The organism is Halorhabdus salina (assembly GCF_013839425.1).
Classification (GTDB): domain Archaea; phylum Halobacteriota; class Halobacteria; order Halobacteriales; family Haloarculaceae; genus Halorhabdus; species Halorhabdus salina.
On the sequence record NZ_JACDNP010000001.1, the window covers coordinates 61,311 to 74,422 of the forward strand.

The window sequence follows — 13,112 nt, forward strand, 5'->3', positions numbered from 1 at the left end:
TTGTGTTACCTCGTGGTTCCCTCCACAGGCCTGCCAGTGAACCTGAACCGTCGTGTTCACGTCAAAATCACCGACCGCCTGTGACTGTCCATTGCGACTCGAGTTCCTCACCCGTCCGACTAGGTCGTCCTCCTCGATCAATCGCGCAACGGTGTTCGAGGGTCAGTTGCTAGAATCGGTATTGGTGTCGTGACTGATTGCGCTATTGGGACGCAAATAGAGCCGATACAGGCGTCGTTGACTGCTTGGGCCCTCCGGTAGCAGCGCCACGATCAGCTACATTGCGTACTCGCTGAAATTGTCGATCAGTGATCCAATACGGGTCGAATCGAGGGCATCGAAGGAGTCAAACAGCATGACTGAGACCGCTTCGTGGAGATCGTCGAGGAGACACCTAGCCAGCGCGAACACCAATTCCCTCACTTTGCGCTCGCGTTCGTTGAGATGGTCGATCGTATTCTCAGATTCCAAACCGATCGCTGTCGCCCGGACAACGTGGAATTCCAAGAGAGTCTGGGTGACCGTTTCACGAACTCGCTGCCCAATTTGTTCGACCCGTACGAGCCAAGTCCCCACGACGTGTGACACCCTGACGTGCCACGTTTGTTTCGGATCTAATGGCCAATAATCGGTCCCTCAATGGAGGCAATATATCGAAAATGCGGACGCCAAAGCCGGAGAAATGGCGGGCTACTATCGCCTCGTAAGTGTCGAAACGCTATCGCAGCGAGGGCAAAGCTGTTTGGGGCCCTCACCGATCTGACTGTCAAAACCAAGACCAGATCCGTGTGACCACAATTGGGGAGTTGCACGCACTACAATATTGATACTCGAAATACTACTACCTACGGCGATAGTGGTCAGTGCCAACTAAAGCATCCTTCCGCAAAGAAATGGTGGTTCGGACCGGGAACATACTGGGATGGGTGTGAGGGCGCGTTGTACCGCAGCTGAATATGACTGTCGGCTCCAAATTAGTAATACAACAGTCACTATGCAGAAACTGACAGAAATAGTATAGTACTATTTACGACAGTGTGCTACGATCAAAAGTGGGAGTCAAGATTGAGGCATCCGCATAACTGGAACCATTCGCCCGAATTTCTCAACGACAACAGTGGTTCCAAGATAGACCTCTTCTCGTGGTGCGAACCGAGCCAATGGAACAGACGTCTACCGACGAAGGCCAAGAAAGATGAAAAAGACGATATTATTCCAAGAAGTGGGATATTTGACTGGAAAATACAATATTTCACAAGCCAGATCAACAGAAGCACAGACATACCGAGAGTCGCATGTGGTAGAACGATACTGTCCAACGCCGTCATTGCCGATCTTCTCGGAGAAGAACTGAATCGCGTCTGCCCGGGTCCGATTAGCGAACCAGTAATCGACGCAGCTCTTCACATCTGAGGATCGTATCGTCTCCCACAAACAAATGAGTAATCTTACTAATGACGTTATCTGATAAATACTAGTAAAAGCGAACACAATAGCTTGTGACACAATCCACAATCGCGTCGCCAATGCGTCGACTTCGCAGAGACAGTACCGTTGGTGGGCACATTCGAGTACTGGCTAGTTTCCGACAACGTCGCATCAGACTGCGCTGATGTCGCGCGTCAGCAAATAGGATACCGCTCGGGCAATTGCTTTCGTTCAAATAGGACACAGAGGACTGAGACGCCTTGGCCGTCCATTGCACAGGAGGAGCGGCGTTACCGAACACATGACTGCAGCACAGCGTCGGTCGTTATTACCAACATAGACCCGGGAGGCCCACCGCCTAGTCTTGCGGGGGCACGGAATGGTTGAACCGGTACACTGGTCGACGAGTACACCACCTACGCACGTTTCCCTCGTTCCCGATGGCCACCCCCCGCGACGTACCGACTGGCCCGTGTCCGCTCTTTTCACTGATGGGCCACTCGTTGACCCGTAGTGATTGGAGGAAGCATCCCGAAGACTCTGGATACCATATAACGAAAGTACGACTGTTATTTTGATCGCTATCCGTTCCACAGCCCCGGACAATTCATCGAGTGACGAGCGAACAGCCGACATCGAACAGTGACTTGCAGTTCCGTCCCGACCCGGAGCGGGAATGGCTCCTGGAGTGGCAAAGACAAAACCAACGCAGCGACCGAGCGAAAACACAGTTTCAGAGGTGGCCTGAAGATCCCTCGGTCTGTGATCCGTAATAGCGGCCAGAACCAGTTCGGGCCGTAACGGACCCAAATCACGCAAGCACTGATTTGGCGGCACGATCTGTCTGGTTACCGCACCCACCTCGACGATGCGAAGAGTGCCACTCTGAGCACTCCCGCAAGAATCTGTTACATATGATTTCACAGGCATACGAGCAATTTTACATTTGTTACTGCCAGTTTATTTGGGAAATTATATCTAAAGCAAAATAACTCAAAAAATATCCTGGCCCCAGTTTGAGATCAGGGTTGTGAGAGTCGTTATCGCACGACTAGTACGATGTAATTGAATTTTACAGATCCGAATAAGTACCAAAGACCATTATATACAACCAGGCCTGGAGAGCACGCGCAACCACGCGTTGGTGATTTTGTTGGTCAGCAGGAACAGCCACTGGGATCGGCCGACAGATGTATCCTGGCAGGGTATGGACGTCTAACAGCTACATCACGGACTAACGAGAATCCGCAAACTGAGACTATCAAACGATGTGAGAGGCCTTGGTGTGTAACGAACGAGACGGAGCTCCGGTTGTCTGTCTTCGCTCAAACTAGGCACAATCCCTCTGTCGAGATAGACGACGCAGCAACAGCAGATGCGGCAGCAAAATGGTCTGCTATCAAAAGATACATATGGTATAAGTTAGGATACCGGTACTAATATATACGTTGGTGCCATTCATTCCTATTGTCCATGTCAGACAAACCTGTGAGGAGTGGACAGAGACGTAAGTTCATCAAGGGAGCGGGAGCCGCGATGGTGACAGCGCTCGCTGGATGTGGCGGCGGCGACACGACGACGGAGGGCGGAGGAAACGATTCGGCGTCGACGGAGACTGATGAAGGGACGACGACCGGGACGATGTCCCAGAATGTCACGACCCTCTCGTTGCGCATGTTCGCCAACACTGCCAAGGAAAAGTTTATCGACGATCACAACCCCAAGATGCGGGACGAGCTCGGCATCGAAGTCGAGTACGAGACGATGGGCTGGGGCAACGCAAAGAAAGTCCAAAACAACAGCATTACGAGTGGATCTGGCCCCGACATCGAGGAGATCGCCTCGACGTGGATGCCCAAGCAGGTCAATTCGAACGGGTGGATGGATATGTCGGAAGCCGGCGTCGATATTCCCGAAAACAAGATTTACGACTCGCCGATGGAAGTCGGTAAGTTTGACGGAGTTACCGCTGGATTCCCGTGGTTCTGGGGTCCGCGTGCGCATCTGTACTACGACGGCATGATGGAAAATGCCGGTATCGACGGCTCGCCAAGCACCTGGGACGAGATGGTGCAAGATGCAAAAACGTTCAACGAGTGGTCCAAAGGACAAGCAAGCAGTGGGTTCCGCCGAAAGTCCCTCTTTGGCGTCCCCGGCGCGAACAACTGGGCCGTCACCCAGTACTACATGATGTTCCTCTGGCAGAATGGGGGACAGATGCTCAACGAGAACAACGAAGCCGTCTTCAACGGCGATAGAGCCGTCGAAGCGATGAACTTCTATAAAGACCTGGCCGGCGCGAACAACATTTCGCCACAGGCATCCATCGAGTGGAACGGCACCGCCCGGAACAACGCCTTCATCTCGGAACAGATCGCCAGTACCTGGGCTGGCATCACGATGAAGGGGAACATCGACAACGCTCAAGACGTCCTGACTGCAGGGACCCCACCGGCAGGACCGAACGGTGACCCCTCGACGTTCTTCGGCGTGAATATGATAGGCATTCACCCGTGGACGAATAAGCAGAGAGCTGCCGTGAAGTTCGTCGAATACCTCACGCGAGCAGATGTGAATGCAGATCTCGCCAAGCGCCGGGGCTTCCTCCCAACAGTCAAGGAGAGCTTCCAGGCACCCGCGATCCAGAACAACTCGTTGTTCCAGGAGTTCAACTCGCTGCTGGAGGAAACCAACGCCAAAACCGCACCACAGGTCGTCGGCTGGGGTGGCGTCGCCAACTCGCTGAAGGGCGCTATCGTCGACATCCTGACGAAGGAAGCGACTGGCAACTGGTCAGACGGAGACACGAAACAGCGCCTCAACGCAGCGGTTACGCAGGCTAACGACGCGCTCTGATCGCGCACATCGCAAAAGAGATTCGTCCACCAGTACGGACCGCCGCTTCGGTGCGGCATCCCGTCTTGGCGGTCGATTGCGTCCCGAGAGTCGACTGTGCAACACGATCGCGGTGCTTTTACTGTCCGAGAGAGCAAAAACACAAACAAATATTAGTGTGGAGGTGGACACTTCGAGCTATGTCCCAGACCGTAGAGGAACGTACCGATGGCCATTCGTCCGAGGGAAGATTGCCCTCGTTGACGAAAAATCAAAAATTCGGATTGAAGCTCATCATGCCAGCGTTTACGCTCATGGCGATCGTCCACGGCTTCCCGATCGTCATGGGGTTCGTGATGAGTTTCTACAAGTTTCCGTCCCTGGACATCATGGACTGGTTCAGGCCGGAGACGTTCGTCGCGCTCACACACTACATCGATATCTTCGAGCCGAATACGTTCATCGGGTCACAGATCTTCGGCTCGGTGAAAGCAACGCTTCTTTACACAGTCGGGTGTGTAGTCGGCGTGTTCACGCTCGGGATGATTGCGGCGCTCGTACTCAATCACGATTTCAGGGGGAAGCTAGCGGCCAGAACGTTCATTCTGGTCCCGTGGATCATCCCCATTGTGCCGATGCTGTTGACCTGGCGGATGATGATGGCCTTCGACGGCTCGATCAACGGGCTGTTGCTGATGACGCCGTTTTACGATTCCATCCAGTCACTTCCGCAGTGGCTGCTTGGGCCGAAGTCGCTCTGGTCGATCATCCTCGTAAACATCTGGCGGCAGTTCCCGTGGGCGGCAATCATGTTATACGCCGGCCTGCAGTCGATCCCCCAACAGCTCTACGAGGCGGCTGACATCGATGGAGCCAGTCGGTGGGGTAAGTTCCGGCACGTGACGCTCCCGCAGTTGATGCCGGTCTCGACAGTGATCCTGCTGCTCATGATCCTCTGGACGCTTGTCAACTTCACAATCCCGTACATCCTCCTCGGGTCACAACCCAGTGAGTCCGCGAACGTGCTCATTCTACTGGCGTACAACGCCGGCTTCAGCCAGTCCCAGTACGGTGCTGGGGCGGCGATTAGCTTCCTGCTGTTCATCATCGCGATGATCTTCGCGTACGTGTACTACAAACGGACTGTGGAGGGCGAATACCAAGGCGGTGCCATCTAACAATGATTGAACGACTCAGTACCGATCAGGACAGTGGATTGCTCGCCGACGAGATTCACCTGAAATCGTCGGCCAGAGAGATGCTATTCAGCCTGTTAGTTCGCGCGACAGTCGTGTTGCTGTTGATCTTCGCGCTGTTTCCGTTCTGGATGATGCTCCAGACATCGTTAAAGCCACGTTCAGAAATCGCGCTACCAGGCTTTCACCCGATCCCCCAAGAGTGGACGATCAAACATTACCTGGAGATGTTCGAGGTGATTCCGCTGGCTAACTACTACTTCAACAGCCTGGTCATCGCCAGCGTGACGACCGTGCTCAGTCTCATCATCGCCGGCCTGGCGGCCTACGCGTTCTCCCGGTACGACTTCCCGGGCAAGGAGAAATTCGAAGTCGGGGCACTAGCGACCCAGATGGTCCCGGGCATCCTCATCCTGATTCCGATGTTCCTGTTGTTCACTATCCTCGGCCAAAGTGGCATCCCGATGAAAGACACGTACTGGGGCATGATCTTCCTCTACACCACCTTTACCGTCCCCTTCGCCATCTGGATGCTCCGCGGGTATATCGATACAATTCCGTCAGCACTCGAAGAAGCCGCCCGGATCGACGGCTGTAGCCGACTCGAAGCCCTCTACCGAATCGTCTTCCCGCTGACACTGCCAGGCTTCGCTGCGACAGGCATGTTCGTCTTCCTGCTTGCGTTCAACGAGGTCCTGTTCGCCTCAGTGATGGCCCCGAAACAGGTCACGCCCTTTGCGATCGGGGTCTACGAATTCATGAACGCAAACTCGACGCAACTGGGCCCGCTCATGGCCGCGTCGACGACGGCCTCGGTTCCCATCCTGATTATCTTCGTTGCGTTCAACCGGCAGATCGTCTCCGGACTCACCGCCGGGAGCGTCAAACAATAGTACGGTCCCGACGGCTGTCGGGTCTCGGCATATCGCCACCAGTTTTCCGAAGCCACAATTCGGTTCATTCTACAGTACAACCGAACCGCACAGATCCAATCAGGCGCGAAGGCGTCGAGTCCAATTTTCAGGTCCGCAGTCCGGTTCGGTCACTGTATTGGAACCGGACCGCACAGATCCAATCGGGCGCGAGGAAGTAGTCTCGTGACAGTTACAATTGTGGCTCGGCCGCGTCGATGCCTGCGCGCTCGATCCGAGCGTCGAGTGCCTGCAGTTGGTCGACATCGATCGAGAAGTTGTGGTTGTCGGCGGCAAGAGCCACGCCGCCGACGACCGGGTGTCGGATCGGCCCAAGGACGTCGGGCGTCCGGAACTGTTCGTTGACAGCCGTGACGAACTGCTCGCGAACCAACGTCGATTGCAACAGACCACCGACGCCGCCGACCGGAACCGGTTCGGTCAAGTCGAGTTCGTCGTCGACCGCTTTCGCGGCAAGCGCGAGTTCCTCACCAGCTTCATTGAGCAGATCGAGTGCGACATCATCGCCCGCCTGGGCCGCTGCGGTGACCTCCTCGGCGAACGACGCAATGTTACCCGGCGGCTCGGCATGCTCGTAGACCGGTTTGATGATTTCGAGAAACGAGTCGACGTCAAAGTGCTGGGTTGCGCGGTCGGTCAGTTCCGTTTCAGGGCCACGCCCGTCGAAGCCACGAGCGGCCGTTTGCAATCCGCGTCGTGCGAGATAAAAGCCACTTCCTTCGTCACCCAGGAGCCAGCCCCACCCGCTCGTTCGGACGTCAGCCCCACTGTCGTCGCGCCCGTAGGCAGTCGCACCAGTTCCAGCCACGACAGCAATACCTGGGCCACCGGCCGTCAGCGCGTAATGGGACAACGCGACGTCAGAGACAATCTCGAACGCCTCAAGAACGGCAATGTCGTCGAGGAAGCTGCGGACGACGGCCTCCTGCTCAGAGAGTTGCATCCCTGCGAACCCGAACCCGCCCACGACAGGTTCCGCAATACGGTCGGTCGCCGGGAGCGCACGTTCAATCGTCGCCGCGACGTTATCTCTGGCAGTCTCTGCTCCGACAGCAAGATAATTGCCGGGACCGCCCTGCGCAACGCCGAGTAAGTCGAGTGTCGAATCGACGGCGATGCAGTCAGTGGTCGAGCCACCGGCGTCAACGCTTACAATGATCATCGATACGGTATTCGTCGAATTTTGGTTTGTATTTTTCGGGTAGCGATCAGTTCGTATGCCCTGATCCAAGCAGTGGGCCAGACAACTCGGCGGGCACGATGCCGTTGGTCAGCACCGAACGCCGATGGATAGTTGCAGTCGACGTTGTTTCTCGCGGGAAGCATTCGCCCGTGACCGCGCCTCGGACGCACGCGCGGTCGAACCAGTTTGACCATCCTGTTCAGATCCCTTCGATTTCGACGTGTTTCGACAGTTGTGGCGGGTTGTCCGGATCGTAGCCCAGTTCCATCGCACCGGCGTACGCCAGCCGTTGAGTGAGTTTCAGCGCGGGGAGAATCGTCGCCGCCGATTCGGGTAATTCGATCGTCGCCGTCGCATCGTAGGTCGTCCCGTGGGGATGGACAACGACAGTTCGGGCACCGGCATCCTCCAACGCGTCGAGAACGTGATCCGGCACAGCTGTCCCAGCGTTGTCGAGGGCATACCAGATCACCACGTCGTCAGCAACGTTCGCGATCGGACCGTGATTGATTTCGAGAGTCGGCAATGGCGTCGTATGCAGTAGCATCGCTTCGCCAAGCTTTGTCGCTGCTTCACCAGCCAAGCCATAGGCGGCTCCAGTCCCGAGCGTATAGGCGCGCTCGGCGTCAGTCAAGGTGGGGACGACCTCGGAGACGTCCGACTCGATGACGGCCCCGACACTATCGGTAGCGGCGGTCAGGGCCGTTCGCCATGCAGGCCCACCGATGCGGTCGGCCAACAGGTACAACGTTGTGACGATCGCGTCGACCGATTTGGTCGCCATGACGGCCCGCTCTTCGCCGGCCGGCGTCACAACCGTGTGTTCGGCTATCTCGGCCAACGTCGACCCAGCGGTGTTCGTCATTGCGACCGTCGTGGCGCCGTTGTCAGCAGCAGTCTCGAGGGCCCGGATCGTCTCGGTCGTTTCACCGGACTGTGAAAGCCCCACGGCGACGTCAGTCTCGGCTATCGGCGGTGACCCGTACAGGAATTCCGGAGCGTACTCCACGTGTGCGGTGACATCCGCGTCCCGGAGAAGTGCTCGGCCAACGACGCCGGACCAGTACGACGACCCACACCCCAAAAAGGTCACTCTGTCGGCAGCGAGGAGTGGATCTGCGACCCGTTCGATCGCGTCTGTGTTCGATGCTACCGTTTCGATCACGTCACAACCATCTCTAAGCTCTCGATGCGCGTACTCTCCAACCATCATGTTTGGAGTGGTATCTTCTAGCTTATAAGTTTAGGGGGTACCGACGGACGAGCCGGGTGAGTCCCTTCTGGGGACAGCTTCGTGGAGACAATACCAGGCGACTCCAGGGAATACAGGTCAAATATAGAACATTCCACCACCGATGCAAGTGGTCGGATGACTGACTGGGCCGGAACGGGACACAATCGAGCCATAAATTCTTTGTATTATGACGGTCATAGACAGCCATAGACATGGCCGAGTTAGAGATAGATTCACTCACCAAAGTGTTCTCCGACGACAGTGGAGATATCACCGCCGTGGACGAGCTGTCCATCACATTGCGCGATCAAGAATTTCTAGTTCTCGTAGGGCCCTCAGGCTGCGGGAAATCGACAACACTTCGCATGGTCGCCGGACTGGAGGTTCCAACGAGTGGTGACGTCCGCATAGAGGGCGAATCAGTCGTCGATCAGGAGCCACGTGATCGTGACATCGCGATGGTTTTCCAGAACTACGCGCTGTACCCCCACATGACAGCCGGGGAAAACATGTCCTTCGGGTTGAAAATGAGTACAGATCTCGACACGGAGGAAATTGACCAGCGCGTCAACGATGCCGCCCAAATGATGGGTATCACCGACCTGTTAGACGACGAACCCGCGGAACTGTCCGGTGGGCAACAGCAGCGAGTAGCGTTGGGACGGGCGATCGTCCGGGATCCAGCGGCATTCCTGATGGACGAGCCGCTCTCGAACCTCGACGCAAAGCTTCGCTCCCAGATGCGAACCGAGCTGAAGTCCCTCCAGGAGGATCTCGGGGTCACGACCATCTACGTAACGCACAACCAGATCGAGGCGATGACGATGGGCGATCGGATCGCCATCCTCAAAGACGGCGAACTACAGCAGATCGGCACCCCGCTGGAGTGCTATCACCGGCCGGCCAATCGGTTCGTCGCGGGTTTCATCGGTGAGCCTTCGATGAACTTTATAGAGGTGTCCGTCGACGACGAGACGCTGGTTCACGATGCCTTCGAGTACGAACTCAGCTCCGAGACGGCTGCAGAAGTCGCTTCCAAAGATCGACTCATCCTTGGCGTTCGGCCTGAAGACATTACGGTCAAACGTGGCAAGGGCGATGGCGTCCCGGCCACAGTCGACGTGGTCGAACCGCTTGGCGACCTCTCTCACGTCACAGTCAACCTGGCCCAGAAGCAGTACACCGCTACTATCGATGGGAGCCGACAGTTCGGACGTGGTGACGAACTCTCCTTGCAGTTCCCGGAAGATCGATTGAACTTCTTCGACGTCCAGACTGGCGAGGCACTGCGCAACAGCAAGGCCAGTGTCGAAAAAGAAGAAGAAGACGCTGCGATACCCGCGTGAGAAAATCGTAGCGCCACTCCAACCAGTTCGATAGTGCCAGAATTACCCAGTAGGCGGCCAATACTGTCCGATAGCTGTTTGCTCGAATCTGCACCGCCATCCCGGATCAGGCGTCTGGCATCGTGACTGGGAGAGTACCATTCGGGGTCGTATCTCCGACGAGAGCTCGTACGGCAGCGTCGACAGCCCCTGGCGAGTAGCCGTAGGACGTCAGGAACGTCGCGTCATCCGGACACACCGTGAGATCGTACGGGGTTCGGACTGCCAGCACGGCGACATCGGCGGACCGATCACAGATCCGCCGAAGTGCCGCCGCCTGTCCGGGGTTCGACCGCGCGTCGTACGTCACAACGAGGACCTGGTCCGTCTCGGCGATAGAGCGTTCGAACGATTCGGGATCGGACACCGTTTCTCGGAGAACGTCGACGCCACGTTCCTCGAGGGCGTCGAAAACGATAGCTGGCTCATACCGATCGTCTTCCGCGTTGGACCCACGTTCGCCAGTGAAACCGATTGCGTGCAAGGGTCGATCGACGTCAAACGGGATTACGCCACGCTCGTCCTGAACGAGGGTAAGGCCACACTCGGCGACCGATTGGGCAACTGATGTTGACTCTGTCGCCGATTCGTCCCACGGTTCCGCTGGCGGCGTTGCGACATTCCGTTCCCGTTTTATCCGCTGGATTCGCCGCACCGATTCGTCGATTCGGGCTTCGGACAGTCGGCCGGAGTCGACGGCCTCGACGACAGCCTCGATGGCGCTACGCTGTCGCTCGGGTGTGTGTGAGACAATAGCGACGTCACAGCCAGCGTCGATGGCCTGTACCGCGCCTTCAGCGGTTCCAACACCATCAGCAATCGCGTGCATTTCGAGACAGTCCGTCACGACGAGCCCATCGAAGTCGAATTGCTCCCTGAGGATCCCGGTCTGGACGGCTGAGGAAATAGTCGCCGGGCGGTCCTCGTCATCGGTGATCGACGGAAACGAAACGTGGGTCGTCATGATGGCGTCGATCCCGGCCGCGATCGCTCGTTTGAACGGCGGGAATTCCACGCGGTCGAGGCGTTCGACATCGTGGTTGACCACCGGGAGTCCGACGTGGGAATCGGTCGCTGTATCGCCGTGTCCGGGAAAGTGTTTCCCGCAGGCCAGGACGTTGGCCGACTGCATCCCAGTCGCCATCGCAACGCCGAGGTCCCCGACCAGTTCGGGTGACTCGCCGAACGACCTGACACCGATGACCGGGTTGTCGGGGTTGTTGTTGACGTCGAGGACAGGAGCGAGATTCATGGTAATGCCGAGTGAGCGGAGTTCGCGGCCGACTGCTCGGCCCGCGTTACGTGCCAGTTCTGGCTCACCACAGGCGCCAAACAGCATTTGACTCGGAAGTTGAGAGCCCCAGTCGAGTCGGGAAACGACCCCACCCTCCTGGTCAGTCGCGATCAGCAGTGGCGACCCCGCCCCGGTCGACTGGGCCACATCCTGGAGTGTCCCGGAGAGTGACGCTACCTGCGACGGCGTCTCGATGTTTCGAGAAAAGTAGATGACACCACCGAGGTTATACTCCTCGATCAGGGTGCAGACATCATCGGTGGGCTCGGTGCTGTCGAAGCCGACCATGAACAGTTGACCTACCTTCTCCCGAAGAGATAGTTCTCCGATGGTTTGGGCGGACATACAACTCGCGATTGTTTGCCACTCAGATAAAACTACGGCCTCGACGGGGACCGAAGACCCGCATCAATGGCAAGACAGTTACACAACTCGCCGACTACCCAATCGTCTGAGCCACAGTCGCCCTCGCCCGACGGAGGGCCGTACAACAAGCGACGAGAGCATCGTCAGCAGCACTGTCGGCGAGTCTCGCGGTCTCCACATGCCGAAAAGGAGACAATGACGAGACAGGCCGCCGGAGGTTCGCAGTCGCCTAACGGACATAGTATCAAATTAGAATCTATAAATGAAATCCTATCATATGTGGTCTCCGAACTGGTGAGTCGTCGCCGACGAACGATAGTAGAACCGACCATCAGCTACACAGGCCCACCCCGAGACCAAATAGAACCCAGACACAACACCATACACGCGATAGTTCGCTATTCGGTGCCAATTCAACAGGGCGCGAATACGTCGGAACCAGATCCCGACAAAATACTAGAGAAGAAAGCTCGACTACCAAATAAAGAGCTGTGTAGAGCAATATATCTGCGTAAACGGATTATAAAAGCACTATTTTGAGCCGGTTTGTAAATTTATACACTCTGTATTAGACGGTAGACAGCATCCGTCTGAGTTACCATACTATTTCCAATAGTACTATATACCTACCAATTATATTATAAATAGCTGCCTGGCAATCTGAAGGGGGAGAACTGGCTGACAGTGCTACATGCAAAAACCGGCCCAATCATCTGGGGCGGGTACTCTGGCAGCACGACTGACCCGCCGAGAGGGGCATGTAGAGAGGGGTGAGATAATTGGCAGAACGGGGCAAAAGCGAATGGGGCCCAAGACACGCCCCCAGCCAATCACGGCGACAGACAACTGGGGATGAGACACCCTAAATGCAATGGGAAGTGTACCATCCGCGGTCTTGACAGGGTCGTGGTTCCAGCCCAACGGCCCCGGGATGGCTGTAACTCCTATCAGACCGAATCTACGTCCCGAATACGTCGAATACGCTACTGACTGGGCGCGATCGATGCACCGCCGCCAAAGAGCCGTTCATCGTCGAAACCACTGACGGCGAAGTAAACGCTTACTCCGGACAAATATCGATCAAGCGTCTTGAACGCGGTCGTGACAGTCAGGGCGCTAGTCGTATCGACGGTGGAAGGCGTGCCGGTTAGGAGTGTCGTTCAACAAGGATGAGTCATCGATGCAAAATATCTCGTGGAAAACGCCGTGTTTTGCACGTAACTCGTCGAAGGATTCGGTACCGATGAATGGACACGTGG

8 protein-coding genes are annotated in these 13,112 nt (G+C 56.5%); 4 read left to right on the top strand and 4 right to left on the bottom strand.

Annotated elements, in window-relative coordinates:
- Positions 1-276: 276 nt before the first annotated feature.
- The gene (locus HZR20_RS00300; protein WP_181684602.1) at positions 277-471 is read right to left on the bottom strand and encodes a hypothetical protein; all 195 of its coding nucleotides are present in this window, start codon (positions 469-471) and stop codon (positions 277-279) included.
- Between the two features lie 2,493 nt (positions 472-2,964).
- Between HZR20_RS00300 and HZR20_RS00305 the strand changes: the two genes are divergently transcribed.
- From HZR20_RS00305 to HZR20_RS00315, 3 genes are all read left to right on the top strand, one after another.
- Positions 2,965-4,284, top strand: a complete 1,320-nt coding sequence (locus HZR20_RS00305; protein ID WP_258560304.1) for an extracellular solute-binding protein — start codon at positions 2,965-2,967, stop codon at positions 4,282-4,284.
- Positions 4,285-4,559: 275 nt separating this feature from the next.
- Complete coding sequence (locus HZR20_RS00310) at positions 4,560-5,441, top strand: carbohydrate ABC transporter permease (RefSeq protein ID WP_220132598.1); 882 nt, start codon at positions 4,560-4,562, stop codon at positions 5,439-5,441.
- A gap of 2 nt (positions 5,442-5,443) precedes the next feature.
- On the top strand, positions 5,444-6,352 hold the full coding sequence (locus tag HZR20_RS00315) for a carbohydrate ABC transporter permease (RefSeq protein WP_181684604.1): 909 nt from the start codon (positions 5,444-5,446) through the stop codon (positions 6,350-6,352).
- Between the two features lie 211 nt (positions 6,353-6,563).
- On the opposite strand, the gene HZR20_RS00320 is transcribed toward HZR20_RS00315, so the two are convergent.
- Positions 6,564-7,553, bottom strand: coding sequence for a BadF/BadG/BcrA/BcrD ATPase family protein (locus HZR20_RS00320; protein ID WP_181684605.1), 990 nt, complete (start codon positions 7,551-7,553; stop codon positions 6,564-6,566).
- Between the two features lie 220 nt (positions 7,554-7,773).
- The gene (locus HZR20_RS00325; protein WP_181684606.1) at positions 7,774-8,784 is read right to left on the bottom strand and encodes an SIS domain-containing protein; all 1,011 of its coding nucleotides are present in this window, start codon (positions 8,782-8,784) and stop codon (positions 7,774-7,776) included.
- A gap of 236 nt (positions 8,785-9,020) precedes the next feature.
- Between HZR20_RS00325 and HZR20_RS00330 the strand changes: the two genes are divergently transcribed.
- Complete coding sequence (locus tag HZR20_RS00330) at positions 9,021-10,154, top strand: ABC transporter ATP-binding protein (RefSeq protein WP_181684607.1); 1,134 nt, start codon at positions 9,021-9,023, stop codon at positions 10,152-10,154.
- A gap of 106 nt (positions 10,155-10,260) precedes the next feature.
- Here HZR20_RS00330 and nagZ read toward each other — a convergent pair whose 3' ends face one another.
- On the bottom strand, positions 10,261-11,832 hold the full coding sequence (nagZ, locus tag HZR20_RS00335) for a beta-N-acetylhexosaminidase (RefSeq protein ID WP_181684608.1): 1,572 nt from the start codon (positions 11,830-11,832) through the stop codon (positions 10,261-10,263).
- Positions 11,833-13,112 lie beyond the last annotated feature (1,280 nt).